Genomic DNA, 26,801 nt, shown 5'->3' on the forward strand with positions numbered 1-26,801 from the left:
ATCAGGAGCGCAGCCATGACTTCTCCCGTCGGAAGCCAGCATTCCGCTGGCGTCGTGCATCATTCGAGCAAACCTCAGGGATCGTCGGAAACCTTCCCGGGCAAGAGCGCGCAAAGCGTCGGCCACCTTGCAAAGGCCTCGGTCTCCGATACAGACGCGGGCGAGCCGAACGCGCAAGGAAAAGCCGCGTCCCGCATCGCCCGCATGGATCTGACGGTGCTCTCTTCAACCGGCTCGGCGGAGAGCGAGGACCCGGACACCGCGACCGACGCGCCGGCCACTGGGGGGACGTAGAAGCCGCGTGAAACGGCTAGGCTCGGCGCCTTCGCCGTAGCTTTCCGTCCGCAACTGCGCCAAAACGGGAAGATAGGGCGGTCCGCCGTTTCGGCGGACGCTACCAACGCTCTAGCAGCCCTGTGCTGTTGTTTTCATCTGGCCGGGAGCGTTCGATTTGGCGCTGGTGTCCTGCTGACCGGGGGCCGCCTGCTTCGCAGTGCCCGTCGTCTGTTGTCCCGGAGCGCAATCCTTGGCCGAGTTTGGATTGGTCGAGTTCGTTTGCGTTTGATCCGTGCTGGGCATCGTGGTCGTGGATGAAGAACCCGACGAAGTACCGGACGACGTGCCCGACTGCGCCACAGCCAGCCCCCCGGACATGGCGAACAGGGCGGCGACAAGAAGAATGCGTTTCATGAGGAGTGGTCCTTTGGGTAGCGTCCCTTCAGGTGTTTAACCTCGGCCAGGCCACAGTGTTCCCGCGACCCGAAACGCTCCCGATTTGCCGACTTTCGTGTACCAAAATGACCCTTAGGGACCATGGTCTGGCGAGGCAAGGGCCCTCATTGTTCCAAACGGCCCAAACGCGCTCGGCCCTTTGTATTTCTGTTTTATTTCAACGGGTTAATGTAGTTTTTCGCGAAGAGTACCGGGCAAGGGCCGCAATGCTCTCATTTCGCGACCGCAATTGCCTAAAGTTTATCCGACGCCGTTAGCAAATTCTCATATGAGGCTGCCTAGCGGTTGGGCCGTGTGAAGATTCATCTGCGGAGAAGCACAATGACATTGCGTAAGACACTTCTGGCATCCCTTGCCATTCTGGCGCTCGCGGCGGCCCCGGCGCTTGCCGGCAACGGCCATGGGGGTGGCAATGGCCATGGCGGCGGCAATGGCAATGGCAATGGCGGCAACGGAAACGGCGGCGGCAATGCCGGTGGCAACGGCAACAGCGGCGCCTCGCATGGCAAGTCGGCCTCGGCCCAGGGCCACAACAAGAGCACCGACGACAGCGCGTCGGACGACACGACGACCGACGAAACGACGACCGCCGCCGCGCCGACCGCCGCTACGCCGAACATCCATTCCAAGCTCGGCCGGTTGAACTCGTTGCAGCGCAACATCAACGCCTACATGAATTCCAAGAGCAAGAAGTTCGCCGGCATCCAGTCCTATGTGACCGAGGCTGCCGCGGCCCAGAACGCCCAGGCCGCTCTTGACGCGGCGAACGCCCAACTGGCGGCCGACCAGGCCTCGCTGGCCGACCTCACCACGCAGCTCGCCGACCTCAATGCGACTGACACGACGGGCTTTACGCCCGAACAGCAGGCGGCGCTCGATGCGCAGATCGCCGACGTCCAGGGGCAGATCGACGCTCAGAATACGGCAATCACCGCTGACACCCAGGCGGTCACGGATGCCCAAACTGAGGTTACCAATACACCCGCCCCGGACGACGCGACGTTAGACGCCGCCCTGCAGGACATGGCCAACAAGCCGGTCGATCAGGAGGTGACGGACTGGGCCAAGGGCGTGCTGGCCGGCAAGATCGACCAGGCCGCCGCGGCCGCGGCGCCGACAACGCCATAAGGCCGGCCGAACCGACCAGAGGGTGGAGGAAACGCCGCCGGGCCTCGCCCGGCGGCTTTTTTGTGCGCCATCGCCTCCGCGTGAAGCCGTTCGGCCTATTTCGGCGGCGCGTCAGACCTCAGTCGTCTTGTCTTCGGTGGCGCACGGCGTCTATGTCATCGTTGCGCTCCCTGTTCTTGCCCTTTATGGCGCATGGTTCAGGCTCCGCTCTCCCAGCGGAACCGAGCCCAGATATGGGGAGTTCAGGAGACGACAGTCGATTCCCCCCGGGATGTAGCTGCTCCTTCATCGAGCCCGCCACTGGTTCAGGCACCAGTAGGCGGGCTTTTTGATGGGCCGCGCGACGCAGCCCGGCCGAATGCAGTTCGAGGCCGGTTCCCACTTTCGGGAGACATGCTCTAATCGGCGTGATCGAGCAGGCGGGTGGCGTCCGGGCGGTCCCGGTCTTGTTTGCTCCCGGCGTGGTCGATGCCCTCGACCGTGATGGCGAACGTCCCGTTCTCGGTCCTGCCGATGAAGCCCTTCGCCTTGAGGTACCACAGGTGGAATTCGAGGTGCTCGCGGGGGCAGCCCGACAGGCGTTCGAGCTCCTCGTCGCCGATGCCCGGATTGTTGACGTCGCGTCGGCGCCGCACATAGAGAAGCGACAGCAAATTGGCCTGGATGACGGAATCCCTGGCCAAGCCGCGGGCGTCGCGCGCTTCCTCGGTAAGTTCGTGACGAAGGCCCAGATGTTCGCGGTAAACGATATCGTACTGCGCCCGTTTGACCGGGTCTCGTAGCGTATTGTGGGCTTCGACGATCTCGCTGAAGCGCGCTTCATTGCCAGTTTCCCGATTGTCGGGATGGTAGCGCATCGCAAAGTAGCGGAAAATCCGCTCGATTGTTTCTGAATTGGCCTTCGGGCTAATTTCCAGAGTCTCGTAGTAGTCAATAAACATGTAATCGTGCTTCCGAAATCACGGAAACCACTCCCCCAATCCGCAGCATTGCCTAAATGTCGCGCGCATGCAAGGCGCGGGACCAGGCTTTGAACAGCTATGGCCGGCGCGGGCACTCATCATACGAAACTGTAAGATTGCGGCCACAATTGCGGGAGATTTCGAGCCAAATTTAGCCATGCTCCTCTCACGTATTCAGTAACGCGAAGGCGTGGGACACCTCATATCCAGGGGATTGTATGCAATGAAAACCGGAAGCGGATATTCAACTTATCAAATCACGCTGCACTGGTTGATAGCGGTGCTCGTTTTATTTCAGCTTTTCTTCGGCGAGAGCATGACTGCCGTCGTGGACGCCATTGAAAACGGACAGCCCGCGGCCGCGTCGGACCAGGCGCTCGGATCCGCTCACTACTGGGCCGGCCTGACCATCCTTGCGCTCGTGCTGGTTCGATTGGTCCTCAGGCTCGCATCAGGCGCGCCGGCCCCCGCCAATTGGGGGCCGAGATGGATGCAAATCGCCGCGCATGTATCACATGGTCTGTTCTATGTGCTGTTGTTGGCGACACCCGCAGCCGGGTTGCTGGCATTCTATGTGGGCGACCCCTGGGGCGAGATCCATTCGCTTGCCAAGCCTGCGTTCGTTGTGCTGATCGCCGTCCACGTCCTTGCCGCGCTGTACCACCAGTTCTGGCTGAAGGACGGGACGCTGAAGCGCATGTTTTCGTCCGCTGGCTAAAAGCATGTCTCCCGAAAGTGGGAACCGGTTTCGGAATAAAGACATGCGTAAAATCAAAAATCCAAAGCGCATGGAGCGAATCTGAAAGGTCGCGACGCGCTTTAAAGGAACCCCACTTGGTCTACACTATTCCTGTGGAATAAACCCCGACCTCTGTTACGTTAACCAAGTTTGAAATTCAGGTGGCAACCTGGATGGGAGCCGACCTCAAGCCCGGCTCCCTTTTGGCTCGCCTCGAAAGAGGCGAGCCTTTTTTTCGCGAGGCCGCCTCTCTCTGCTTTCGTCCGAAGGCTTCACCGACCTAAAGCGCGTCGCGATCTTTCGGGTTCGCTCCATGCGCCTTAGTCTTTGGTTTTACGCATGTCTTTATCCCGAAACCGGTTCCCACTTTCGGGAGACAAGCTTTAGGTGCGCCATGGCTAATATGGCTTGCTGGATATAAACTTCACCGAGTCGGGTCCACAGAGGCATTGGGAGGGACAACAGAATGCCACGCGTATCGGAACTCTTCTTCAAGACGGCCATCGTCTTTCTCATCCTGGGCATCGCCGCCGGGCTGCAGATGGCGATTTCGGGCGATCACGGCGCCTTCCCGGCGCATGCCCACATCAACCTTCTTGGCTGGGTCACCAGCGCCATCTTCGGCGGCTACTATGCGCTCAACCCGGCCAAGGCCGAGCGCCGCATCGCCATGATCCATTACGGCCTCTATACGGTCGGCATCGTGATCATGCTGCCGGCGCTCTACTGGATGCTGGCGGCAGGCCATCCGGAGATCGAGCCGGTCGTGGCGATAGGCTCGCTGATCGTCGCCGCTGCGGTGCTGGTCTTTGGCTTCGTCGTCTTCTCGTCGTCGGAGACGGTGCGCTCCGCCTCACCAGCCACAGCGCGCTAGCTTGCGGTTGAGCAGCGGCTTCAGCCTGGACGGGCTGGAGCCTCCGCCGGCTAAGGCAACAGCTTCGGAAACAACAGCGAAATGACAGCCTGGATGATGCCGTCGCGCTCGAACGGGCCAGGCAATTCCGCGGGCGAGGCGGCGCCCTCGTTCGACTTGGCCTCGTCGGTCACGCGGGCCTCGCCATGCACCAGCCACAGCACCGCCGCGAAGTAGCCCGCCTGCAGAATAACCGCGGCAAGGACCGTCCAGCCCAATGCCGCCCAGACCGATCCGGTGGACGCAAATGTCCAGCCGAGGATCACCAGAAGCGTCGCCGCCATTCCCACAAGAAACTGCGGAAAATACATTTGCCCAACCGAGCGCCGCGACCATTTCCAGCCGTCGACGACCTCGCCCATGTCTCTACCCGTCATGACCCTTGCACCTTTTCCGGGTGGACCGCAAGCCGAACAATCTGCGCGGCGGCCAGGTCGCACCATCGTCCGCCCCCGACAGGGACCAAGGATGCAGGACTTCCGTGCAACAACCGACAATTGCGCGGGATCGTTCCATGGGCCTGCACATTCAAGCGACGCCTTATGGAGCGCGATGGAGCGCGCCGGCGGCCGCGCCGGCTTATTTCTAGGCCGCGACGGCACTTGAACGAAAAAGGCCCGCATCGGCGGGCCTTTCTTCTCTTAGTGCTGGTCCCCGTCAGGTCAGGATCAGGACGATCTTGTAAGTGTCGGGGTCGACGATGACGATACGCCCGTCGGCCAGCACGAAATAGTCATAGGATTCATAGGCAGGCACGATCTTGACGATGCGGGCCGGCAGGCGGTGCAGCCGCACCTTATGCCGCGGCACCTCGATGCCGACCGAAATGTCGAAGCTGACGTCGCGGACCGGTTCCACCCTGGTCTCGTGGATGATCTGCGTGATCTGCGTCCTCTGCTCGACGGTCACGTTGTTGATCGAAGCCGTCTTGTCCTGGTCGGTCTGGACGGTGGTGTTGCCCTGGGCATTCTGCTCGGTCTTCGTGCCGGTGTTGGTCTGAGCGTTCTGCTCGGTCTGCATCTTGGTAGTATCCTGAGCATTCTGCTCGGTGGTGGCGCCGACCTTGCCCTGGGCCTGCTGCTTCTTCTTCAGCTGCGTGTTGTCCTGGGCATTCTGGTCGGTCTTGGTGCCGGTGTTGGTCTGAGCGTTCTGCTCGGTCTGCATCTTGGTATTACCCTGAGCGTTCTGCTCGGTGGTCGCGCCGGCCTTGCCCTGGGCCTGCTGTTTCTTCTTGAGCTGCGTGTTGTCCTCGGCGTTCTGGTCGGTCTTGGTGCCGGCCTGGCCCTGGGCCTGCTCATCGGTCTTCATCTTGGCCTTGCCCTGAGCCTGTTCCTGCGTGTTGGCGCCGGCCTTGCCCTGGGCGTTCATCTCGGTCTTCGATTTCGTCTCGCCCTGGGCCTGACCGCCTGCCTTGCCGCCCTTCTGGCAATCGGCCGTGCCGGCCGCGCAATTGTTGTCGCCGCCGCTTGGCTGCGCCGATTCAGTCTGCGCCATCGCGGCGCCGCAACTCACACTGAGCGCAATCATGCTCGTGATCAGCAGATGTTTCATTGGATTTCTCCTCGAAAAAGTCGGTCCCTTCGCATGGGTAACCCCGCCCGAAACGCATTGTTCCGAAATTGCAGCAAGGGCGAAAAGGATGGTTTTGCGGAACAAAGCGGCATCGATTTTTGCAAGGCGCCGGGTCAAATTTCGCAGGAACAACGCCAGGCGATTGGCGTTACGACAATGCCGACCCGCTGTGGAATCGCAGGCGCAGCATCAAGGCGTTTTGAGCCATCCACATAGGAGAGACTAACAATGAAAATGCACATCACCTCCGCCGCCGCCGGCTTGCTGCTTCTTGCCGGCATTGGCGCCGCTGCCGCGCAGGATGTCGTCATCGCGCCGGAGCAGGAAACCGTCATCAAGGAATATGTCCACAAGCAGCCGCTGGCTTCGGTGAAGGTTCCGGGCGTCGAGTTGAACATCGGCAGCACGCTTCCCGACACGGTCGAACTGCATGAGGTGCCGAACGTCAATTACCGTTACGTTGTTGTCGACAACCGGACGGTCATAGTCGACCCCGGCACGCGCAAGATCGTCAAGGTGATCGAATAGTCGTAATCGAATAATCGATACCGTGCCGCAATCAGATGGCCCGTCGTTCTGCGGCGGGCCATTAACCGATTATTATTTGTTACCATATGCTAATGGAACCTTACCGCCGCGCTTGAGTTAGCGGCTCTGGGTTCACGCTGTCTCAGAGACAACACAAATCGATGGCAGGGTGGAGATTCGGGCGGCGGCGAAGGTACGGGCGGGGTCAAGGAGGAGTTTGACCAACATGTCGAAACGAGAAGTCGGAACATCCCGTTCGCTCGGGATGCGCGTCGCCGAGCTCAAAGCCAGGATGCGCGACGCCCGGATCACCGAGCATGAGATGAAGACCTTCCAGAAGGTCGCGGCCATCATGGGGGGCGCCGAGGGCTCCCTACGCATCGAAGCGGACGACCTGATCGCCGCGTCCTTCGTCACCGAGGCGCTGGGCGAGTCGGCGCCGACCTGACCGCGCGGCCACCAGCCGAAAGATCCCCGATCGATCCAGTCGACCGCCAGCCGCCAGGCGGCGGTCCGCGGGCGCCAGGCGGACCGCTCGTCGGGTATTTCGTCGGCCAGATCCTGAAAGCTGCAGGCAACGCCAACGCGGCGGCCGTCAGTGCGCCGGCCGCTGCTGCGCCCGGCTTTCGCGTGCCCGGTTGCGTCTGATCTTCGCCTCGCGCAGCACCGCGACCGGATCGGCCCCGGTCCACTCGATCCCCGCCTTCTTCGCAAAGGCCAGGAACGCCTGGCGCGCCTTGTCGAGATCGATCTCTCCGGCCCGCGCCGCCTCGCAGGCGTGCAGCGCCGTTGCGTGGCTCTCGCCCCGCGAGGCCGGCGGCCATTCCTTGAGGAAATTCTGCATCCCGGTGAGCGTGGCGATCTCGCGCTTGAACCCGGCGCCGACGGCGATCGCCACGGGGGCGCGAAGTTCGATGTCGCTTCTGATGTAACCTTCTTGCATGACGGCGGCGCCCTTTGGATTTCAAAGTCTTGGGGAGTTTCAATGCCTTCCAATGCAGAGCCGATGCGAAGGTTCCGCCACATCAATTAGTCGTCGCTGACGGAACAACACCTCGCCGGGGACGTTTGCCCCGGGAGCTCAACTATTCGACTTGCCGATGTTTCCGCCCCCGCGGAGGCAGGGCGGAGCTCGCCAACACGCGATCCGAAGGATTGTCGTGAGTACGCGATCCGAAGGTCGTCGTGAACACGCGATCCAAGGATCGTCGTGAACGCAAACAGGAGAGAAACGATGAAAAACACCCTCATTCCAGCTGTCGCCGGCCTGGCTCTGATGGCCGGCATCGGCGTCGCGGCCGCGGACGAGGTGATCGTCACCCCCGAGCAGCAGACCGTGGTCAAGGAATATGTCCACAAGCACCCGATCGCCTCGGTCAACGTGCTTGGCCTGGAGCTCGGCGTCGGCTCGACCGTGCCTGACACCGTCGAGTTGCAGACGGTTCCGGACGTGCAGTATCGTTATGCGGTCGTCAACGACCACACGGTGCTGATCGATCCTGGCACGCGTCGCGTCGTCCAGGTGATCCAGTAACATTTAGTTCCGAAGAGCCCGATCCTTGGCCGAGCTTCGGTGAGGGATCGGGCTCTTCTCGCATCGGGGCACAAGGCCTAGAATAGGCAGCGGTTTGGGAGGCAACGAAGCGGAAGGAGTCGTTGCCATGCATCATCCACATGTCGAATCACCAAGTATCGCCGCCATGGTCGACAAGCTGCTGGCCGAGCACAGGACTGGCCTGCTGACCATGCAAGAGGCAATTGCCCTGCTGCGGAAGCGCACGGGGACCGACCGCTCTGACGCGGATTTAGCCGGACTGATCGCAAAGAAGGCAGCGCATCTGGGCATCGCGGTCGTCGTCGACGGACACTGAGCGAATTTGCCGTCTAAGTCGGTCGCATCTGCTTGATACCGAAGACGCCGCGTGAAAATTCCGCTACTGTTCTCGCCGGGGAACCCGTCCCAACATCAGGAGGCGACAGTGACGGACGACAGGCACGAACGTATTCGCCAGCGCGCGCACGAACTCTGGGAGCAGGCCGGCCGGCCCGAAGGTGCTCATATGGAGCATTGGGAACAGGCGGCCGCTGAGATCGACGCGGCAGGCAAGCCGAAGAAAGCTCCCAAGAAGGCAGCTGCCGCCAAGGTCGAGAAGCCGAAAGCCGCCAAGGCGGAAAAGCCCGCCAAGGCCCCCGCCAAGGCAAAGGCGGCCAAACCGAAAGCCAAGGCCTGAAGCTCCGGCGGCGCGCCGCCGCCGGCTCATCCCGACAACGATCTCCGACAACGACCGGACGTGGCTGGCCCACGCCCGGCGGTTTGTGATGGCTCCCGTTAAAGGCGCGCCGCCCATGTCGACGACATCGACAACCGCATCACCCGCGCCAATGCGGGGCTGCAGCTGGTAGGAAGATCAAGAAGAGGAAGGCGTGCCGCCGAACCGCTAGCGCCCTCCCTGCTTGCTGGCGTATTGCGCGACAGCGCAGAGAAGGGCAAGCGCCGCGGTATCGCAGGCGGCCCGCGACGGCGATGGGCCCTTGGCGAAAAGCACCGCATCCGCGACCGGAACCGTCAGTCCGTGCTTTCTGGCAAATGAGGTGATTTCGTAGGGCTGATCCTCGGGCAGTGCGCCGATGTCGATTTGCGGTTGCATCAAACGTGTTCCTCCCTGGTATGCGTCTAGTCCCTCCTTCGCCTGGGAGGAATTAACGCCCGTCCACTCACCCGCGTCCACCAATTGGCGATTGTGTGAAACGATGCATTTGCCGGGGCGGCGAGCCAAGGGTTGCAGAGGCTGGCTGGAGGGCGGAAGTGCGCCCCTTCTCCCCTTGTGGGAGAAGGTGGATCGGCGTGTAGCGCCGAGACGGATGAGGGGTGTTCCAGCTTGACGGCGACTTTCGTCACCGCAGGCATATAGTGCTAGATCTTCGGCGCCTCACCAGCACCCCGCATCCGACCTCGCTTCGCGAGCCCACCTTCTCCTATAAGGGGAAAAGGGGCGTTAGATCACCACGCATCGCTCGACCTGGCGAACCTCACGCCCGCCGCGATCATCGCGCTTTCGCACTCGCTGATCAGCCTGAGGTTTCGCAGATATCGCGCCAGCGTTTCCGGCAGCCAGGCGGCGCAGGCTTCGACATAGGCGCGGCCGTGCACCAGCGTGCCGGTCGAAAGCCGCTCGTCCTTCTCGGCGATCACTTTCAGATATTGCCGGATGAAGCGGATGTCGTCGGCGATGTCTTGGCTCGCCATGCGCCAGGATCCGGCGAGGCGTTCGCGCTCGGCGAGCGGCAGCGGCGACAGCAAGGGGCGGGAGAGGTCGGCAAAAGCGGCATGGTTGGCGGTGTTCAAGCAGATTCCCTCAAAGGAAGTATCGTACTTTATGTACGAAACTCGGTCAAGCGAATTTCGTACAATTTGAACGATATGCTTCGTCTTGGGGTAAAGATCAAGCGATCCGCATCGGAAAGCCTTCGAGCTGCGCGCCGATTTCGCCAAGCGCCCGCCCCAAGACCGACTGGACCATTTCATGCCTGTCCGGCTTCAGCAGGCTCAAGCCCTTCCGCAATGCGTCCCGCCAGGCATCGCCGCGCTCCCACGCTTCCGCGAAAACCAGTGCAAGGTCATCCTGTCGGCGCGTCGTATCCAGCGCCTCGACCAGCAGGCCCGCCTGATGGAGGTCCTTCTCCCGCTTCGCCGCCGCGCCTCGCTCGCGGCGGGTCGCCACGATCAGCTTGTGGACGGCGAAGCGTTCGGGCGAGGGGACAAGCACTGGCACGCCGGAGCGATGCAGCAGCACCGTCCGCACCGGATCGCGGATCAGGAAATCGAGGAAGCGCAGCGGCTGCGCCGAGGCGCCGCCGAGCGAGGGCATCGGGCTGGCGCGATCAGCATGCTCGTCGCTGCCGCGGTTCGGGGTGAGGAACTCGATCCGGTAGCGCGAGGCGTTCTCGTACTGCGTCGTGCGGCCGGCATCGGTCCGGTGCGGGATTTCGCGAAACGTCGGGTCGACGGCCTTCAGCACGTCGATGACCGGCGGCATGCTGTCTTCCACTTCGGCCGAAACGGAATGGAACTGCGCGAAATCGGCGTCGCCTGTCTGCAGCGCGGCACCCGGCAGTCGCACGCCGAGATGCCCGGCATAGGTCTGGAAGGCGACGGTGCCCACCAGCACCGCGCGCAGCCGGAAGAGCCCCGCCTTTTCCAGCGCCTCGACGACATCGCCGGTGAAAGTCTCGGGCGCCGTAAGGCCGGCGTCGCGCACCAGCGTTGAGACCAGCTTGCGGCGGCTCCTGAGATCGTCCTTGATCTCCCGGAAGGCCGCAACCCGCCTGGCGATCTCGGGATCCTCGGCCGGACCGACATAACGCCGCGTTTTCTCCGGGCGGGTTTCCTCGAAATACCAGTAGTCGCGGCCCTTCACCGGCACGCGCACGAAATTGCCCGCCGTCGAGAAATCCGTCTCGAAGGAAGCGTCGAGGCTGCGCTGCACCAACTCAGCGTAGAGAGTGCGGTAGGCGAGGTCGATGGTCTTCATGGGCGCTGTCGGTTCATGGGCGTTATAAGATTCCTGCAGTTTTCTTATAATTGCGCGTCGCCGGATCGATTGCAAGTTTGTTATAAGAAATTCGTGAAAATCTTATAACCACCGGCATCTCCCCTAGGGGAGATGAGACTCGTGGCCCAATTGGCCCCGCAAAAAACCGCTTCCCCAACCTGGCAAACAGTGCTTTAACGCGCCCATCCACAGGGGTGCTCCGTACGGTCGGGGCTGAGATGGTGGCGGCAAGCCTCCGGACCCTAAAGCTGATCTGGATAATACCAGCGGAGCGAGGCGGGCCATGTTTTCCGGCGCACAGATTTCCCTTTATCCCATGGCCGACGATTTCGTCGGCGTCATCCTCGGCGCGTTGGGCGCGCTCGATCCTTACCGCGACAGGCTCAGGATCGAGACCGACGACATCTCGACGCTGCTGGTCGGGCCGCCCGAAGTGCTGTTCCCGGCCATGCGCGACCTGTTCGTGGCGGCGGCCAAAAGCGGCAAGCCCAAAAGCGGCAAGCATTGCGTGCTGTCGGCCGCGGTCTCGCGCGGCTGCCCCGGCGAGCCGGACGATCCGATCTGCCGTTCCGACGAGATCGGCGGCCCGGCGATCCCGCTCGACGAACGCAAGCGCGCGGCGCTCGGCGCCGTGCGGTCGACGCCTTCGACCGATCAGCCGGTGGCGGCGCAATTCTCGCTCTATGTGATGGGCACCGGCGACCACATGGACGAGATCTACGGCTGCATCGACTTCCTGAAACAGTCCGGCGTGTTCGACCGTTCCAAGAACTTCTGCACCAGGCTGCGCGGCGATGCCGGCGCGGTGTTCGCCACGCTCAACGAAGCCTTCTGCCGCTTCGGACCCGGCGCGGGCCACGTGACCCTCGACATCACGATTTCGGCGAACAGCCCGACCGCGGTCTGAGCCCGCGCGCTCGAACGTCGTTCGTCGAGGAGAGTGTCGTGGCTATTGGCGAAAGCATCGGTGCCGGCGAATCTCCCCCCTCGAGGGGGAGATGCCCGGCAGGGCAGAAGGGGTCCCAGCGCGTAGAGCGCCTACGTCCTCTGCGAAGCAAGATGAGGTTGGCGATCTACGTAAGACGACCCCCTCTGGCCTGCCGGCCATCTCCCCCGCAAGAGGGGAGATCAGCTGTCATCGCCGCTTTCGCCAAGCTCGCTCCCGCCACCCTCGCATTCGCCTTGCTCCTCCTTGCCTGGGAGCTTTACGCCAGTCTCGGCGGCATCGCGCCCACCGTGCTTCCCGCGCCGTCCCGCGTGCTGGCGCAGGCCTGGGAAAACCGCGCGGCGCTCGCCGAAAACACGCTGCCCACCATCCGCGCCACGCTTGCCGGCTTCGCCTGCTCGCTGATCGCCGCCTTCGTGCTTTCGGCGCTGGTCGACTTCTTGGCCCCTCTGCGCCGCGCGCTGTTTCCGCTGCTGATCGCCAGCCAGACCTTGCCGCTGGTGGCGATCGCGCCGCTGGTGGTCTTGTGGTTCGGCTTCGGCCTCTTGCCGAAGATCCTGCTGGTCGCGCTGGTGACCTTCTTCCCGATGATGGTGGCGCTGGTCGAAGGCTACGTCGCGACGAGTGCGGAAATCAGCCAGATGCTTGCCGCCATGGGAGCAGGGCGCTGGCGCATATTCTGGCTGGCGCGGCTGCCATCGGCGCTGCCCTATTTCTTCGCCGGACTGCGCATCTCCATCACCTATGCGGTGGTCGGCGCGATCTTCGCCGAATATGCGGGCGCCGCGAAGGGGCTGGGCATCTACATGCTCAGCGCCAAGAACAACTTTCGGCCCGACCTCGTGCTTGCCGCCGTTGCCGTCAGCTCGGCGCTGACGCTGGCATTGTTTGGTCTGGCCGTCCTGGTGCAGCTCCTCGCCATGCCCTGGGAGAGGGCCGGGCGCGACCGCAAGACCGAACCCTCCGAGCGCCGGTCATGACCCGGCTCGAGCTCCGCGATGTGCGAAAAAGCTTCGGCGCGCTCAAGGTTCTGGCCGGCGTTTCGCTGCATGTCGAAGAGGGGGAGTTCGTCTCGATCCTGGGCCCCTCCGGCGCCGGCAAGTCGACGCTGTTCCAGCTCCTCACGGGCGCGATCCGCGGCGAGGGCGAGATGCGCTTCGACGGCGCGCCGCTCGATGGCGCCCGCTTCGCCTTCATGCCGCAGCGCGACGCGCTGATGCCGTGGCGTCGCGTCATCGACAACACCACGCTGGGGCTTGAAGTGCAGGGCATGGCGCGCCGGGCCGCGCGCGAGCGCGTGGCGCCCTTGTTCACCGAGTTCGGCCTTGCCGGCTTCGAGCGCGCCTGGCCGGCCGAGCTGTCCGGCGGCATGCGCCAGCGCGCGGCGCTGCTGCGCACCGTGGTGCAGCAGCGCGACATGCTTTTGCTCGACGAGCCTTTCGGCGCGCTCGATGCCCTGACCCGCGCGGCCATGCAACGCTGGCTGGAAGGCATGTGGCGAAGCCACCGCTGGACCGCGCTGCTGATCACCCATGACGTGCGCGAGGCGGTGCTTCTGTCCGACCGCATCTATGTGCTTTCGGCGCGGCCTGCGCGCGTGGTGCGTGAGGTGGCGGTGCCGCTGCCGCGCCCGCGCACGGAAAGCGCCGCGCTCGCCCGCGAGGCGGCCGCGATCGAGGCCGGCATCCTCGACACGCTGCTTGGACAGCCGACCCCGATCAACGACCACCCGATGGAGAACCGAAATGATTGACCTCACCCGCCGCCAGGCGCTGTTTCTGGCCGCCAGCCTGCCATTTGCCGAGACCGTCACGCGTGCCCGGGCCGCCGCGCAAAAAATCACCGTCGCGCTCGACTGGACCGTCAACACCAACCATATCGGCCTGTTCGTCGCCCGCGACAAAGGTTTTTACCGTGACGCGGGGCTCGACGTCGAAATCCTGCCTTATGGCGACACCGGCTCGGGCACGCTAGTGGCCAACCGCGTCGCCGATTTCGGCATTTCGGGCTCGCTCGGCCTGTTCACGCAAAAGAGCGCCGGCGCCGACCTGAAGGCCGTCTACGCCGTCGTCCAGTCGGAGACCGGCCGCGTCGTCTTCAACGCCGACCGTGCCGCGATCAAGACTCCGAAGAATCTCGACGGCCTGACCTATGGCGGCTTCGGCAGCGCCTGGGAGAACGCGCTGTTACAGACCATCATCCGCCATGACGGCGGCAAGGGCGATTTTTCCACCGTGACGCTGGGCACCTCGGCTTACGAGGCGCTGGCCAATGGCGCGGTCGACTTCACGCTGGAAGTCTCGACCTGGGAAGGCGTCGAGGCGGAGCTGAAAGGCTTGAAACAGCGCAACTTCCGCTACGCCGATTACGGCGTGCCGGACGAGCACACGACGCTGATCGTTTCCAGCAACGCCTTCCTCGCCGCCAATCCAAAGGCCGCCGCCGCCTTCGTCCAGGCGACGCAGGCCGGCTATGCATTCGCGGTTGATCACGCGAAAGAGGCGGGCGAGCTGCTGGTCGCCGCCAACAAGGACACGCTCACCAACCCGGCGCTGATCGGTGCATCGCTGAAGGCGCTGAACGACGGGCATTTCCTGAAGAGCGCAAATGGCGCCATCGGCACGATGGACAAGGCGAAGATGGAAGCGATGGGCGGGTATTTGTTTGCCTCGGGGATCCTGCTCGACGGCAACGGCAAGGCGCTGAAGGACAAGCCGGATCTGGGGTCGTACTTCACGAACGAGTTTCTGGTGGGGTAGGCGCCAAGCGCCGAGGGAACACGACTTTGCGCCGGAACCTTGCCGGGAATCCGGTGCGGAGCCTAATTCTCGACGATGGCGCGAAGCAGCGCGGTTTTGATGTGCCAACCAGGCTCGCCATGCATCAACAGGGCGGCCTCATAGAATTTCGCCATGGCTGGACACAGGCCCGGAAAGTCCTGGTTGGCGTTTGAGATAGCCTCCATCTCGGCCGGCGTGCCGCCGATCTTTTTGAAAACGTCGGCGACCAGCGACCAATCCTGATCACTGGGCACGACCGCCGGCAGGCCGCTTCTTTTGGCGGCGCCGAAGGCGCGGAACAGAGTGGCGCCGATCCTGTCCAGGTCGGCAAGGAAATCGTGGCCAGGCGCACTGATCGCGTCCGGCCCGTTGCGCAGGTAATTGTTGCAGGTGGCCGGCGTTTCGCGCGCCATGACATGATTGAGCATGTCGAGCTGCGCCGAAAGCACTTCCGAAGCATTGCTGTCGGGGGTCGTGGGCAGGAGTGGCGCATATCTATGCCTAAGATCGGCGACCGCCTGCCTGCTGACATTGCGCACTTCTGTTGGGTTTCCGGTCTGGGCCGCGGCAGTGACCTTACGCAGCATCGCATCGTAGTCGTCTGGAAATTCCCGGGCGATAGCCTCGAAGATCCCGAGATGCTGCTTCCGGATCTCGGCATCGATGTCGGCGGTGGTCAGCGCCCGGGGCGGCATCGCCACTGACTGATAGTGGTGATGTTTGCCGCCGAACATCGTTGGCATCACGTCAGCCCCAACGATGCTCACGGGGATGACCGCCACCACTTGCAACCATTTCCAAGGTGACATCCGCCGGCCCTCCCGATCCCAGTTCAATTTCCACCGAGGCTCAGCGCCTTCTTGCGGTCGGCCTTGGCGCGTTTCAAATCGCCCTTGGCTGCCCAAGCCAGGCTTCGGGCGGTGTAAGCATCCGCATATCTGGGATAAAGCTTGATGGCTTGATTGAAGCTTGCGATCGCCCCGTCCTGGTCGCCCGCCCGCGCCCGCAAAAGGCCTCTGCCATAGTAGCCGCCGGGGCTGTTCCGGTCGATCTGGACAGCCGTCTCGAAATCGTCCTCGGCCCGCTTCAAGTCGCCTTTTACGACCCACAAAACCCCGCGATCGACATGAACCTTGGCAACGTTCGGGTCGAGTTCGATGGCTTTGCTGTAGTCGGCGATCGCGCCGTCATAATCCCCCACGATCATTCGGCTGATGCCTCGGCCATGAAAGTTCGTGGCGTAGGCAGGATCGAACTCGATCGCCTTGCCGAAATCGTCGATGGCACGTTTATGGTCGTTCTTGGCTGTCCAGGCGAAAGCGCGAGCGGAATAATAGCTGCTGTTTTTTGGCTCGATTGCGATCGCGCTGCCATAGTCGGTTATGGCCCGATCGTAATTGTCCTTCTGCCCCCAGGCGAGACCGCGATACCCAAAAGCCTCGGCATTGTTGGGATCGAGCGCTATCGCACGGTCGAATCTTGCGATTGCAAGATCGTATTGACCCTTGTTGTAAAGGGCTATGCCGTTCTTTGTGGCGTCGTCCACCGCCGCCGCGTCCGCGGTCTTTGGCTTGTATGAAGCCTTGCCGGCCGCCGCCTCGTCTCGCTCCTTGCGGGCATTGGCGTAGTTCGGATCGAGACGCAAGGTTTCATCGAGATCGGCGATGGCGCGGTCATATTGCTTCTTCCTGTTCCAGCAGAATCCGCGATTGAACCATGCTTCGGCTTTCGTCGGCTTCAATTCGATCGCCTTTGTTGAATCGGCGATGATGCCATCGCAATCGTGCTTTACGGCCAGGGCTCGACTGCGCAGCACGTAGGCGTCGACATTGTTCGGCTGCAACGAAATGATGGTGGTCAGATCCGCGATGGCGCGGTCGATCTTGCCCCTCTGTCGCCAGATGAGAGAACGATAGAAATAGCTGTCGGTCGACTTGGGATCGAGCTCGATGGCCTTATTGTGGTCAGCCAACGCCCGGTCGGAATCGCCCTTCAGCGTATAGGTGAAGCCGCGCATGGTATGAGCGTGGGCATTTGACGGGTCGGCAGCGATTGCTATGCCGTACTGATCGAGCGCGCGGTCGAGTTGATTTTGAGCGCGCCAGATATCGCCCGCTTCGATAGCGTCTTCGGCCGCCTTGTTTCGAAGCCGGCCGGTTGTTTGCGAGGCTGCGGCTTTGTCCCTCGCCGCCACTGCCAAATCGCGGCCTTTGACGGCAAGCGTCATCTTCGGATCGAGCTTCAGCGCCTGGTCGAAATCGGCGATCGCCTGGTCGTAGTCGCCCTTGGCGGCAAAGGCGCCGCCGCGCCCGAAATAGGCCTGCGCGTCATTGGGGTCGAGCTCGATCGCTCGGCTCAAATCGGCGATGGCGCGACCCGGTTGGTTCTTTTTGGTCCACGCGACGGAGCGGCCGATATAAGCGTCCGAATAGTCGGGGTAGAGCTCGATGACTTTGTTGTAGTCCTTGATTCCCGCGTCGTACTTGCCTTTCTCAACAAGCGCGATGGCCCGCCCGACATAGGGCGAAGCATCTTGCGGATCGATCGCCATCGCCTTGTTGAATTCGGCGATCGCACGATCGTATTTGCCCTTATGGTAGAAGGCATAGCCGCGATCAACGAAAGCGTCGAGCTTCTTCGAGGACGGCGCGATCGCATTGCCGCCGCCGCCTCCTTTCGCCTGCGCGGCCGTCGCTGCCTTGCGCGCGGCGGCGTAGTTTGGATTGTGCGGGTCAAGCTTGGCCGCCTGATCGAAATCGGCAACGGCATCGGCGTAGTTTCGGGCGTCGACCTGCGCCATGCCCCTTCCATAATAGCTGGCGGCGTATTTCGGATCGATCTCGATCGCCGATGAAAAGGCCTCGATCGCTCGCTTCCGGTCTCCGGTGCCGTACCATGCCGCTCCAGTACAGAAGAAGGCGCGGCTTGCTTTCGGGTCTAGCCCGATGGCTTTGATGCAATCGTCAAGCGCGCCGTCCGCGTCGCCCGCCGCGCCCTTGGCGAGACCACGGAGCGTGAGGGGCACGGCGACGTCGGGGACAATGGCGATGGTCTTGTCGTAATCGGCGATGGCGCGGGCAAAATCCTTCTTGCCGTCGAAAGCCTTGCCTCGACCGAAATAGGCGAGCGGACTATTGGGATCGATCGCGATGGCCTCTTCATAGGCCTTGATCGCTTCGTCATAGTTTTCTTCGTGCAAGAGGCTGTCGCCCTTGGCCACCGCGACCAGGACGCGGGGATCGCTGGTGTCGATAAGCTTCGCCAACTTCGGATCGGCAGGTGAAAGACCGTCACTCGCACCTGGCTCGGCCGAAGCCGCGGTGTCAGCCGGCGCGACGGCGGCGTCCGCCGGCTTTAGCTGCCCCAGGTCTGGCGCCTGTGCGGCCTTGCCCTCATCGCCGGCAGCCTGCTGGTCGCAGCTTCCCGAGCGCGCGGAATCCAGCTCCAAGGCGCGCCGGCAATCGGCCGCGGCGCCGGCCTGGTCGCCCTTGAGCGTCCTGGCGCGGCTGCGGCCGAGATAGGCGTCGGCATTTTTGGGATCGAGGCCGATTGCCTTGTCGAAATCGAGTAGCGCGCCGTCGACGCCGTATTTCGCCAGGCGCGCGCCGGCGCGTTCGACCAGTATCCTGGCGGCGGCCTGATCCTGGACAGCCTGGTCCTGTGTCGTGGCGGCCGGAACGGTTTGAGCCTTGAGCGCGGCGCACGCGCCGGCGCGTTGCGGGTCGAGCTCGACGGCGCGCCGGCAGTCGCTGGCGGCAAGGGCGTCATCCCCGTTTGCGGCCGCTGCCACCGCCCTGTCGTAAACCGCGTCGGCGTTGTCGGGGTCCTCTGAGAGAGCCATGCTGAAGGAATAGATCGCGCCTGCAAGGTCGCCCTGTTGCTGCAGCTCCAGGCCTCGTCTGATCTCCCTGGCAGCAAGTTTTGAACGAACTTGCCTGCCGGTCGCCTCCAACTGTTTGGCCAAAGAGGAAAGATCCGGCTTGGACGCCGTTTCCGCCGCAGGCACCTCGGCGTCGGCTGGCCCCGCATTGCAACTGCCAATCTTCTTCGGATCAAGCGCGATGGCCTTGCGGCAGTCGGCCGCCGCGCCGGCGCTGTCGCCTTTGCGTGATCGCATCAGCGACCGGCCGAGCCACGCTCTGGCATCGGTTGCATCGAGCGCGATCGCCTTGTCGAAATCGGCAAGGGCGCGATCATTGTTGTCCTTGCTCGCCCAGGCGACTGCTCGCGCGTAGTAGCCATCGACCATCCCGGCGTGGAGCTCGATCGCCTTGTTGGCATCGGCGATGGCGCGCGCCCAGTCGTTCTTGCCGATCCAGGCGGCGCTGCGGTTGGCATAGGCATCGGCGCTCCGGGGATCCACGGCCAACGCGGCGTCGTAATCGGCAATGGCGCGGTCGAACTCGTCCTTGGCGGCGTAGGCGAGGCCGCGATTGACGAGCGCGATGAAATCGGCCGGATCGATGCGGATCGCCTTGTCATATTCCGCAATCGCCTTGTCGCGTTCGCCGGTCTTGCTCCAGGCCGTGCCGAGTCCCGTATGGGCGTTGCCGTTTTGCGGATCGGCCTCGATCGCCTGCTGGAAATCGAGCATGGCCGCGTCGATCTTGCCCTTGCGCAGGAGGGCTAGGCCACGGCTGGAATAGGCGTCGCTGGCGGACGGTTCGAGGCTGATGACGATGTTGAAGTCCGCGATCGCGCGGTCGTAATCGCCCTTGTTGGACCAGTCGGTGCCGCGGTTGAACAGCGCCGAGGTCGCCTTTGGATCGAGCGCGATGGCCTTGTCGTAGTCGGCAATCGCACCGTCCCAATCCTCCTTGTCGTCCCGGGCGGCGCCCCGATAGAAATAGGCTTTGGTGCGCAGGCGCTGCGCCTGCGTATCGTCTTCGGCAATCGCCGTGCAGGCAGCGATGCGCTGATCGACCGCGGCCTGGTCGACATTCGCTTCCTTTTGGTCACTGCCCTGATCGCCGCTTTCGTCGCCGAAGCAAAGGGCATAGTCCCCCGCGACGGCGGGCGTGGCCATGGCGCCGAGAACCATAACCCCCGCAAGCGCCAGCCCAAGCGAGAGCACGGCAACGAATATGCGCGAGACCGCGCCGGTACGGCGAGACATGGTTTGATCCTCCCCCCGGAGATGCCGCGACCGCGGCTGGCAATTCCTATAGTTCTGTTTTTGTTCTAAAATGCAAGCAGAAATTGCAGCGGCCGCCGAAGTCGGTCTCGCACCGAGGGATCCACCCTCACATATCGATGATCGACCTTCTCACCCGGCCGATGATGGTGATCGCGCCCTCCAGTTCCGGCGGCGGGATATCCAGGTAGGAAGCAGGCTGGAACGGCGGGTTTTCGTTCGGGCGGTAGCGTTTGTAGGTGGCCCGTCCCGTCTCGTCCGAGATCACGTAGCAGCCATTGGTCACCAGCCGCTTGTCGCGCAAATTGACGAAGATGATCGAATCCGGCGGCGAGATCTTGTTCATTGACGGACCGTCGACGCGCAGCGCGATCCATTCGCCTTCCTCGAGGTCGGCGGTGGGAATCGTCGGATAGTCGGAGAGGTTGACGACGCTATCCTGGCTGCCGAGTTCGCCGGCGCTGATCCACGACACGATCGGCACGTCGACGGTGACGGGCGCTGAGGTGAGGCTGACCGGCGCTGCTTCCGCACTATCTCCATTGAACAGCAGCCAGCCGGGGTCGACGCCAAACAGCCGGCCGTATTTCTCGGCGGCTTTCCGGGACAGCGGCCGGTTGCCGTTCTCATGGCTGATCAGCGTGTTCTTGTTGATGTCGCGCAGCGCCCGCGCGGCATCGCTGGGCGAGGCATAGCCGGCCTGGGCGCGCGCCTGCTGCAATCTGTGCCGGGAATCCATCATCGTACAAAATGCCTGAAATTTATCGTCCATATTGTACGATTTCGCTTGCGCGTCATTCGTACATAACGTACGCTTAGCGCATGAATGAGCATCCCGCAAGCATTTCCGCATTACACGTGATTCCGGCGCAGTCCACGATCCAGGGACTGCCCGCGAGCATCTCGGGGCTGATCGATCGCTGGGGCAGCATCGGCGCTTTCGCCGCCGATGTCGGCTGCGGCTACGAGGCGGCGCGCCAGATGCGCCGCAGGGGCCGCATCGCGCCGCAGCACTGGCCGCATGTGGTGGCGGCGAGCCGCAGGCTGGGCATCGCCGGCGTCAGCTACGAATGGCTGGCCGGCCGCGCCGCCGCCATGCAACGGGCGGCCGCCATGCACGGGGAGGCGGCATGAACGCGCTGCCCTTCCAATTCAAATCACCATTGGAATTCCAATCGTCCGGACCGTCTTCCTCCCCGGTCCGGGCGCATTCCAGGGCGCTTGCCCCGGATCCGGTCGAACCGCCCGCACCCCGGTTCACCGGAACGGCCGGAGCCGTTCCTCCCCCGGCTCCGGCCCCCAATCCGGGCACAAGCTGCATCCGCACCGAGGACGGCACCGTCATCCTGTTCGACCGCGCGTCGGGCAGGGCGGTGTCGGGCCTGACGCGGGCGGCGGCTGAAGCCAGGCTTCGCGAGATGGAAGGGGCCGCGCGCCCCGCCTGATCCCGACCCTTTTCCAAACCGCACCGACGGCCTCGCGGCCGACCCAGGCGCTTGGGCTCCAGCCCGGCGCTTCGCAAACCCACGCCCCAGCAATCGACGGAATGAGAAGATGGCAGCCGCCTACACCGAAAAGGAAATCGACGAGATCGCCGCCTGGCTGAAGGAGGGGCTTTCGGCCTCGCGCATCGCCGGCCGCTTCAGCGCGCTGCGCGGCGCCCCAGTCTCGCGCAACGCCATCATCGGCATCGTCCACCGCAACGCGGGCTTGCGCGCCATCGGCTTCGCCAACCCCAAGGGCGGCCGCGCCGGCGGCAGGCCGAGGAAGCATGCCCGGCCGGATCGTCCGGGCAGGCAGGGCAGGACGGTGATTGGAGGGATTACTCTTTCCGAGCCCGCCGCGCTTTCCAGGTTCGCCGAGTTCGTGGAAGGCGCCGGCGGCGAAGCTGCCAATCTCCCCCCTTGTGGGGGAGATGTCCGGCAGGACAGAGGGGGGCGCTGTCCCGCCGACGTATCGGTCGTAGGCAGCCCCACGCAGGCGCAAATCACCGCCGGCACCCCCAAGCCGAAAAAACCCAAACCCCGCAAGCCCGCGCGCAGCTTGCCGCCGGCCTGGCTTGCGCCGGGCGAGCGCCAGAAATCCGAAGCGCATCTCTACAAGCTCCCGGCGCCGCCGCCCGCGGTAAACCCCGGCCGCCAGCCGCATGTGGCGGCCATGCGCTTTCTCGACTGCCTGTTCGGCCGATGCCGCGCCCCGCTCGACCTCGCGCTGCGCGAGGACGCCGAAGCCGATCCGCTGGGCGCGCGCCCGGGGCCGGACATGCTCTGCTGCGGCCTGCCGACCTCGGCCACGCGGTCCTACTGCGCGCACCACCACGCCAGATTCCACGGCCATCGCGGGAGGGGGATGTGATGAGCGGGGCGTATTCGTGCTTGGGTTCCTCGCCCCCGCCAAAGGCGGGGGAGAGGTGGCCGCGAAGCGGACGGAGAGGGGGTCTTCGTAGGGCGCTCCCCTCTCCGTCTCGGCTTCGCCGAGCCACCTCTCCCCACTTCGTGGGGCGAGGAACCTTAATCCTGAGGCGCTGCGATCCTTCGCGCCCCCCTCTGGCCTGCCGGCCATCTCCCCCTCAAGGGGGGAGATTCGAGCTCCGCCGCCTTTGCGAGCCCACCCAATGAGCGGCACGATCTGGTCGAAATTCTTCTGGTCGGACTGGGAGTCCGATCCGAACCTGCGGCTGTGCTCTCTCGCGGCGCAGGGCCTGTGGATGCGCATGCTGTGCATTGCCGCCGCGCACGAGCCCATCGGCTATGTCGCGATCGCCGGCAAGGGGCTGGAGGAGGCCGCCCTTGCCCGCCTTGCCGGCTGCGCGGAGACGGAGCTTGGCGCGCTGCTTGGCGAGCTCGAGCAGAACCGCGTCTTCTCGCGCGACCGCCACGGCCGCATCTATTCCAGGCGCATGATCGCCGACGCCCGCAAGGCGCGCGCGGCGCGCAAGAACGGCTTGAAGGGCGGCAACCCAAGCCTTTCGAAGGAAAGGGCTTTTCCGCCCTCGGATAAGCGGCGGGGAAGGGCCGGGGATAAGGCGGGCGATAAGCCCCAGAGTCCAGACTCCCAGAGTCCACAAGCCATCGATCCAACGGGAGAAAACGCCCCGGCGTTTTCTCCTCCAGCTTCGCGGGACAGGAATGGAAAAGCGTCTTCAGGCCAACAGCCCGAACAGAAATGGCAGCGGCGCAGGACGCATGTCGATGCCGCCAACGCAATCATCGAGGAGATCAATGACCGCAGCCGAATTGCAGCAGGCGGCGAAGGCGCTGGCCGCGATGTTTTCCTGCTTCCCGCAATCCGCGCTGGCTGACGCCGAGATGCAACTGCGCGGCTATCTGGCTGCCGTGCAGGATGCCGAGCTTCAAGACGTCGAGGCCGCGATCCGGCGCTTCATCCGCGGCGAGGCCAAGGTCGACAACGCCCAGTTCTGCCCGTCGAGCGCGCAGCTTTCGATCGAGGTGCGGGAGAGGCGCCTGATGCGGGAACTGACGGCGAAGAGAGAGGCGCGACCGTCTGTGAAGTTGGTGAAAAGTTGAAACCTTGAAACGGCATACCGGGGAGCACCCCTCATCCGTCCGCTTCGCGGCCACCTTCTCCCACAAGGGGAGAAGGCAAGACCGCGCCAGCCTCCCAGCCAATCGCCAACGCCGATGGTTGGCAGAGACGCTGCCGCTCGGCTCCCCCTTCTCCCCTTGTGGGAGAAGGTGGATCGGCGCGTAGCGCCGAGACGGATGAGGGGTAGCCTCGCGCCAACCTGTCCCTATACCCTAACCCAAGGACCCCACCATGCCTCGCAAATCCTCGAAAAAACCCCAACCGCCAAAACTCCCCAAGGGCGAGGCCGAGCAGGTGCGCATCCGCCGCGAGGTCGGCCATGATTTCGCGCTGAAGCCCGACGCCTTCGGCCGTCAGCGGCTGACCGCTGGCACGGCCGAAGCGCGCCGCGTCTACGAGGTCTCGAATGGTGGCTACACCTCCACCGGCGGCATCGTGCGCCTGCGCAATGTCGATCCGCTCACCGGCATCACCTCGCTGACGCGCCAGCAGCGCGAGGCCGGCCAGCGTTTTCGCGATGATTTCGAGCGCGCCGCCCGGCACGGCCTGCAGCCGCAATCCTGGAGCGAACGCGTCGATGCCAGCCGCGTCGGCGGCGGCGTCCCCGACCGCGTGCTGTCAGCCGGCCGCGCCCATGCCAACGCCGCCGCGGCGCTGGCCCACTGGGAAGTGGCCGAAGTGGTGCGAAAAACCTGCCTCGAAGGCCAGTCGGTGAAGGCCGTCGCCGAACGCAGCGGCGAGGGAAGGGATGTGGTGGTCAAGCTGCTGAAGGTCGGGCTGGATCTGCTGGCGGTGCACTATGGGATGATGGGGCGAAAGGCGGGGTGAGCGGCAGTACCTGTCAGTATCGGTTGAACCCATCGCTCGCTCGCCCATTGACCGGGCATGCAACGATCAAGGAAGGACAAAGCAATGCACATCATCCTGGGTGGCACCGGCCATGTCGGTTCGGGCGCGGCGGCGGCGCTGTTGCGGCGCGGCGAGGCGGTCACGGTGGTGACGCGCGATAAGGCCAATGCGGCACATTTGGCCGGGCAGGGCGCTGAGGTCGCGGAGGCGGACGTTCGCGACCCCGAGGCGCTGCGCAAGGTGCTGCGACAAGGCCGCCGCGCCTTTCTTCTTAACCCGTCCGCCGATCCAGCGACCGATACCGACGCCGAAGAGCAGAAGACAGTTGCCGCCATCGTCGCCGCGCTTGCAGGCTCAGGTCTAGAAAAGGTGGTGGCGGAATCGACCTATGGCGCGCAGCCGGGCGAAGGCATCGGCGATCTTTCCGTTCTCTACGGCCTCGAGCAGAAGCTGAAGGCGCAGACCATTCCGGCCAGTATTATTCGCGCCGCCTACTACATGAGCAACTGGGATCAGGCACTGGAGACGGCGCGGCGTGACGGTGTCATCAATTCCTTCTTCCCGGCCGATTTCAGACTGCCGATGGTGGCGCCGCACGATCTCGGCGAGGCCGCCGCGCGGCTTTTGCTGGAGCCTGTAGCCCAAACACGCGTGCATTATGTCGAAGGGCCGAAGCGCTATTCGCCGGCCGATGTCGCGCGCGCCTTTGCCGAGGCACTGGGCAAGGAGGTGCGAGTGGTGACCACGCCGCAAGAGCGCTGGCTGGAGACCTATCAGCAACTCGGCTTTTCAAAAGCGGCAGCGCAATCCTATGCGCGCATGACGGCTGCCACGCTCGATGGTCCCATGCAGCCGGAAGATCCGGAGCGCGGCAAGATCACACTGGAAAACTATGTCGCTGCGCTGGTCGAGAAGAAAAGCGCACTTGCGATGTGAATCAGGCAGTTGGCGGGTTACGACGAATCAAAATGTTAGGTGCATTGTCGGCATGGACTTGCGCCACGGCCTGCAGCCGCATTCCTGGAGCAAGCGCGTCGAGCCAGCCGCGTGGGCGGCGGCGTCCCCGACCGCGTCCTCTCAGCCGGCCGCGCCCACGCCCACGCTACCGCTGCGCTCGCCCATTGGGCGGTGGCGGAGGTGGTGCGCAAGACCTGCCTCGAAGGCCAGTCGGTAAAGGCCATCGCGGAACGCAGCGGCAAGGGAAGGGATGTGATGGTGAAGCTGCTCAAGGTCGGGCTCGACCTGCTGGCGGTGCATTATGGGATGATGGGAAGGAAGGCGGGTAATGCCGCCGATGAAAGTATATGCTCTGCCGGCGGCCTTGGGCACCGACTAATCGGGAAGACGCAGACCTGACCCGAGCGGGCGCTTTGACGACCTCTGGCGCTTCTTATTCCTATTGCCCGACGGTCCGGCAACTTTCCGCCGGCGGCGTGGTCTTACAGATGTCTATGGAGGTATGCGTATCGCCGTGACCGAACTCGTTTATCAGGTTCAGGTCTAAAAGCTCGTATGTCATGAGATATCGTATGCTGTCGTCGGGTGTTTTTTGCATGGCGGATAAGATCCACGAGCCCCCATTCATCTCTGTGAAATAGCGGTCGATCTTGCGTTCATACCATTCGGGCACCCGAACGAGCACGATGGTCTTATTGCCACCGATCTTCTTGATGGTCGGCAGCATGATTCGGTGAATGCCGACAAAGGCGCGGCTGTCCGCCAGACGTCGTACGCCGCTCGCCAGAACCATCGTACAAGCCGATGAGCAGACCGCGCCGATAGGATTGGCGACACCGAAGCGGAGACCGCCCCGCCCGCAGGCGTTTGTGTCTGGCTCGCATTCGGAGAACACCGTCTTGGCAACCATCGTGTCGAGCCCACTGGCGCGAATCATATAGCCAAGCGCCATCGCCGGCTCGGTCTCGCCGCCCTGAGAGTTCAAAAGCAAAGGCAACTTGCGGTGGCCGAGTTTTTTGAGCAGAGCTTTCAGCAAGGCTGGCGTGCCGGCCTCAATGCGACCTTCCGCCGAAATCCATTCAGGGCATGTAGGCTCGCATCCTGGTGCGCTGCTGCGTACAACGACGAAGCCCATCGGCGGTGAATATTCCGGTATGACAGGCTCAGGTGTGGTTTGAGCGATGGCGCCGCCAATCGCCAGCAGCACGAAAACTAGTGTCCAAGCGAATATCTTCATACCGAGCCCCACCCAGTAGAGCATCGCTTGAGAAATCGGCCTTTGCCAGTGCTATAAAAACAAGCCTAGCACGTATTTCTACGGACCGTGCATTACCTCTGCCTGCAAATCTACCAATGTTGTAATTGCACAAGAAGATCTTGTCTCCCGCCGCTGGCGGCCCTTGTCAGCTCGTCAACCTAGCTCTGAGGCGCGATCGCCAGCCGCCCCCTCCCACCCAAACAC

33 protein-coding genes and 1 riboswitch are annotated in these 26,801 nt (G+C 63.5%); of the genes, 21 read left to right on the forward strand and 12 right to left on the reverse strand.

What is annotated here, in order from left to right; all coding sequences use genetic code 11:
• The first annotated feature begins 15 nt into the window (after positions 1-15).
• Positions 16-294 carry a hypothetical protein gene (locus CK230_RS30615; RefSeq protein WP_095820507.1) on the forward strand — a complete coding sequence of 93 codons (279 nt, stop codon included), beginning with the start codon at positions 16-18 and terminating at the stop codon, positions 292-294.
• Between the two features lie 111 nt (positions 295-405).
• Here CK230_RS30615 and CK230_RS32925 read toward each other — a convergent pair whose 3' ends face one another.
• The gene (locus CK230_RS32925; protein ID WP_141246159.1) at positions 406-690 is read right to left on the reverse strand and encodes a hypothetical protein; all 285 of its coding nucleotides are present in this window, start codon (positions 688-690) and stop codon (positions 406-408) included.
• Positions 691-1,053: 363 nt separating this feature from the next.
• Here CK230_RS32925 and CK230_RS30620 point away from each other — a divergent pair, with 363 nt between their 5' ends.
• A complete protein-coding gene (locus tag CK230_RS30620) occupies positions 1,054-1,860 on the forward strand; it encodes a hypothetical protein (RefSeq protein ID WP_095820508.1) in 807 nt (268 codons plus the stop codon).
• A gap of 398 nt (positions 1,861-2,258) precedes the next feature.
• Here the strand turns inward: CK230_RS30620 and CK230_RS30625 are convergent, their stop codons facing one another.
• Positions 2,259-2,801, reverse strand: a complete 543-nt coding sequence (locus CK230_RS30625; RefSeq protein WP_095820509.1) for a J domain-containing protein — start codon at positions 2,799-2,801, stop codon at positions 2,259-2,261.
• Positions 2,802-3,045: 244 nt separating this feature from the next.
• Between CK230_RS30625 and CK230_RS30630 the strand changes: the two genes are divergently transcribed.
• On the forward strand, positions 3,046-3,540 hold the full coding sequence (locus CK230_RS30630; RefSeq protein WP_095820510.1) for a cytochrome b/b6 domain-containing protein: 495 nt from the start codon (positions 3,046-3,048) through the stop codon (positions 3,538-3,540).
• A gap of 487 nt (positions 3,541-4,027) precedes the next feature.
• Positions 4,028-4,435, forward strand: a complete 408-nt coding sequence (locus tag CK230_RS30635; RefSeq protein ID WP_095820511.1) for a hypothetical protein — start codon at positions 4,028-4,030, stop codon at positions 4,433-4,435.
• A gap of 50 nt (positions 4,436-4,485) precedes the next feature.
• On the opposite strand, the gene CK230_RS30640 is transcribed toward CK230_RS30635, so the two are convergent.
• The gene (locus tag CK230_RS30640; RefSeq protein WP_245430120.1) at positions 4,486-4,851 is read right to left on the reverse strand and encodes an exopolysaccharide production repressor protein; all 366 of its coding nucleotides are present in this window, start codon (positions 4,849-4,851) and stop codon (positions 4,486-4,488) included.
• A gap of 280 nt (positions 4,852-5,131) precedes the next feature.
• The gene (locus tag CK230_RS30645; protein ID WP_095820512.1) at positions 5,132-6,025 is read right to left on the reverse strand and encodes a DUF1236 domain-containing protein; all 894 of its coding nucleotides are present in this window, start codon (positions 6,023-6,025) and stop codon (positions 5,132-5,134) included.
• A gap of 249 nt (positions 6,026-6,274) precedes the next feature.
• Here CK230_RS30645 and CK230_RS30650 point away from each other — a divergent pair, with 249 nt between their 5' ends.
• Both CK230_RS30650 and CK230_RS30655 read left to right on the forward strand, forming a co-directional pair.
• On the forward strand, positions 6,275-6,574 hold the full coding sequence (locus CK230_RS30650; protein ID WP_095820513.1) for a DUF1236 domain-containing protein: 300 nt from the start codon (positions 6,275-6,277) through the stop codon (positions 6,572-6,574).
• Positions 6,575-6,800: 226 nt separating this feature from the next.
• Positions 6,801-7,022 carry a hypothetical protein gene (locus CK230_RS30655; protein WP_095820514.1) on the forward strand — a complete coding sequence of 74 codons (222 nt, stop codon included), beginning with the start codon at positions 6,801-6,803 and terminating at the stop codon, positions 7,020-7,022.
• Positions 7,023-7,169: 147 nt separating this feature from the next.
• On the opposite strand, the gene CK230_RS30660 is transcribed toward CK230_RS30655, so the two are convergent.
• A complete protein-coding gene (locus tag CK230_RS30660; protein ID WP_095820515.1) occupies positions 7,170-7,517 on the reverse strand; it encodes a DUF982 domain-containing protein in 348 nt (115 codons plus the stop codon).
• 291 nt (positions 7,518-7,808) lie between these two features.
• Between CK230_RS30660 and CK230_RS30665 the strand changes: the two genes are divergently transcribed.
• From CK230_RS30665 to CK230_RS30675, 3 genes are all read left to right on the forward strand, one after another.
• Positions 7,809-8,108 (forward strand): DUF1236 domain-containing protein, encoded by a 300-nt coding sequence (locus CK230_RS30665; protein WP_095820516.1) that lies wholly within the window; start codon positions 7,809-7,811, stop codon positions 8,106-8,108.
• Positions 8,109-8,235: 127 nt separating this feature from the next.
• Positions 8,236-8,445 carry a hypothetical protein gene (locus CK230_RS30670; protein ID WP_095820517.1) on the forward strand — a complete coding sequence of 70 codons (210 nt, stop codon included), beginning with the start codon at positions 8,236-8,238 and terminating at the stop codon, positions 8,443-8,445.
• Positions 8,446-8,553: 108 nt separating this feature from the next.
• The gene (locus CK230_RS30675) at positions 8,554-8,805 is read left to right on the forward strand and encodes a DUF2934 domain-containing protein (RefSeq protein WP_095820518.1); all 252 of its coding nucleotides are present in this window, start codon (positions 8,554-8,556) and stop codon (positions 8,803-8,805) included.
• A 207-nt stretch (positions 8,806-9,012) separates the two neighbouring features.
• Here CK230_RS30675 and CK230_RS30680 read toward each other — a convergent pair whose 3' ends face one another.
• From CK230_RS30680 to CK230_RS30690, 3 genes are all read right to left on the reverse strand, one after another.
• The gene (locus CK230_RS30680; RefSeq protein WP_095820519.1) at positions 9,013-9,222 is read right to left on the reverse strand and encodes a hypothetical protein; all 210 of its coding nucleotides are present in this window, start codon (positions 9,220-9,222) and stop codon (positions 9,013-9,015) included.
• A 353-nt stretch (positions 9,223-9,575) separates the two neighbouring features.
• Positions 9,576-9,920, reverse strand: a complete 345-nt coding sequence (locus tag CK230_RS30685) for a hypothetical protein (RefSeq protein ID WP_095820520.1) — start codon at positions 9,918-9,920, stop codon at positions 9,576-9,578.
• Positions 9,921-10,017: 97 nt separating this feature from the next.
• Positions 10,018-11,106 (reverse strand): GSU2403 family nucleotidyltransferase fold protein, encoded by a 1,089-nt coding sequence (locus CK230_RS30690; protein ID WP_095820521.1) that lies wholly within the window; start codon positions 11,104-11,106, stop codon positions 10,018-10,020.
• Positions 11,107-11,307: 201 nt separating this feature from the next.
• A riboswitch (TPP riboswitch) is annotated at positions 11,308-11,420 on the forward strand.
• Between CK230_RS30690 and CK230_RS30695 the strand changes: the two genes are divergently transcribed.
• From CK230_RS30695 to CK230_RS30710, 4 genes are all read left to right on the forward strand, one after another.
• Positions 11,411-12,034, forward strand: a complete 624-nt coding sequence (locus CK230_RS30695) for a YkoF family thiamine/hydroxymethylpyrimidine-binding protein (RefSeq protein ID WP_095820522.1) — start codon at positions 11,411-11,413, stop codon at positions 12,032-12,034. Its footprint overlaps the riboswitch before it by 10 nt.
• A gap of 152 nt (positions 12,035-12,186) precedes the next feature.
• Positions 12,187-13,053: an ABC transporter permease gene (locus tag CK230_RS30700; RefSeq protein ID WP_095820523.1), complete on the forward strand. Its 867-nt coding sequence runs from the start codon at positions 12,187-12,189 to the stop codon at positions 13,051-13,053.
• Positions 13,050-13,826 carry an ABC transporter ATP-binding protein gene (locus tag CK230_RS30705; RefSeq protein WP_095820524.1) on the forward strand — a complete coding sequence of 259 codons (777 nt, stop codon included), beginning with the start codon at positions 13,050-13,052 and terminating at the stop codon, positions 13,824-13,826. The genes CK230_RS30700 and CK230_RS30705 overlap by 4 nt, the downstream gene beginning before the upstream one ends.
• Positions 13,819-14,832, forward strand: coding sequence for an ABC transporter substrate-binding protein (locus CK230_RS30710; RefSeq protein ID WP_095820525.1), 1,014 nt, complete (start codon positions 13,819-13,821; stop codon positions 14,830-14,832). Before CK230_RS30705 ends, CK230_RS30710 begins: the two co-directional genes overlap by 8 nt.
• 62 nt (positions 14,833-14,894) lie before the next feature.
• Here CK230_RS30710 and CK230_RS30715 read toward each other — a convergent pair whose 3' ends face one another.
• The 3 genes from CK230_RS30715 to CK230_RS30725 form a co-directional block, all read right to left on the reverse strand.
• Positions 14,895-15,758, reverse strand: coding sequence for a hypothetical protein (locus CK230_RS30715; RefSeq protein ID WP_245430121.1), 864 nt, complete (start codon positions 15,756-15,758; stop codon positions 14,895-14,897).
• Positions 15,686-19,969, reverse strand: coding sequence for a tetratricopeptide repeat protein (locus CK230_RS30720; protein ID WP_095820527.1), 4,284 nt, complete (start codon positions 19,967-19,969; stop codon positions 15,686-15,688). Before CK230_RS30720 ends, CK230_RS30715 begins: the two co-directional genes overlap by 73 nt.
• A 127-nt stretch (positions 19,970-20,096) precedes the next feature.
• Positions 20,097-20,729 carry a S24 family peptidase gene (locus tag CK230_RS30725; RefSeq protein WP_095820528.1) on the reverse strand — a complete coding sequence of 211 codons (633 nt, stop codon included), beginning with the start codon at positions 20,727-20,729 and terminating at the stop codon, positions 20,097-20,099.
• 80 nt (positions 20,730-20,809) lie between these two features.
• Between CK230_RS30725 and CK230_RS30730 the strand changes: the two genes are divergently transcribed.
• The 8 genes from CK230_RS30730 (at position 20,810) to CK230_RS30765 (ending at position 25,738) form a co-directional block, all read left to right on the forward strand.
• Complete coding sequence (locus CK230_RS30730) at positions 20,810-21,121, forward strand: hypothetical protein (protein ID WP_245430122.1); 312 nt, start codon at positions 20,810-20,812, stop codon at positions 21,119-21,121.
• Positions 21,118-21,432, forward strand: a complete 315-nt coding sequence (locus tag CK230_RS30735) for a hypothetical protein (RefSeq protein WP_095820529.1) — start codon at positions 21,118-21,120, stop codon at positions 21,430-21,432. The genes CK230_RS30730 and CK230_RS30735 overlap by 4 nt, the downstream gene beginning before the upstream one ends.
• Positions 21,433-21,541: 109 nt before the next feature.
• On the forward strand, positions 21,542-22,342 hold the full coding sequence (locus CK230_RS33395; RefSeq protein WP_095820530.1) for a GcrA cell cycle regulator: 801 nt from the start codon (positions 21,542-21,544) through the stop codon (positions 22,340-22,342).
• A gap of 259 nt (positions 22,343-22,601) precedes the next feature.
• Positions 22,602-23,288 carry a hypothetical protein gene (locus tag CK230_RS30745; protein ID WP_095820531.1) on the forward strand — a complete coding sequence of 229 codons (687 nt, stop codon included), beginning with the start codon at positions 22,602-22,604 and terminating at the stop codon, positions 23,286-23,288.
• 7 nt (positions 23,289-23,295) lie between these two features.
• Entirely contained in the window at positions 23,296-23,514 is a 219-nt protein-coding gene (locus CK230_RS30750; RefSeq protein ID WP_141246160.1) for a hypothetical protein, read from the forward strand.
• Between the two features lie 250 nt (positions 23,515-23,764).
• Positions 23,765-24,361 (forward strand): DUF6456 domain-containing protein, encoded by a 597-nt coding sequence (locus tag CK230_RS30755; RefSeq protein WP_095820533.1) that lies wholly within the window; start codon positions 23,765-23,767, stop codon positions 24,359-24,361.
• An 84-nt stretch (positions 24,362-24,445) separates the two neighbouring features.
• The gene (locus CK230_RS30760; RefSeq protein WP_095820534.1) at positions 24,446-25,318 is read left to right on the forward strand and encodes an NmrA family NAD(P)-binding protein; all 873 of its coding nucleotides are present in this window, start codon (positions 24,446-24,448) and stop codon (positions 25,316-25,318) included.
• Between the two features lie 111 nt (positions 25,319-25,429).
• Complete coding sequence (locus CK230_RS30765) at positions 25,430-25,738, forward strand: hypothetical protein (RefSeq protein WP_095820535.1); 309 nt, start codon at positions 25,430-25,432, stop codon at positions 25,736-25,738.
• Positions 25,739-25,778: 40 nt separating this feature from the next.
• Here CK230_RS30765 and CK230_RS30770 read toward each other — a convergent pair whose 3' ends face one another.
• On the reverse strand, positions 25,779-26,576 hold the full coding sequence (locus tag CK230_RS30770; RefSeq protein WP_141246161.1) for a hypothetical protein: 798 nt from the start codon (positions 26,574-26,576) through the stop codon (positions 25,779-25,781).
• Positions 26,577-26,801: the final 225 nt, after the last annotated feature.

Source organism: Mesorhizobium sp. WSM3859 (assembly GCF_002295065.1).
GTDB lineage: Bacteria > Pseudomonadota > Alphaproteobacteria > Rhizobiales > Rhizobiaceae > Mesorhizobium.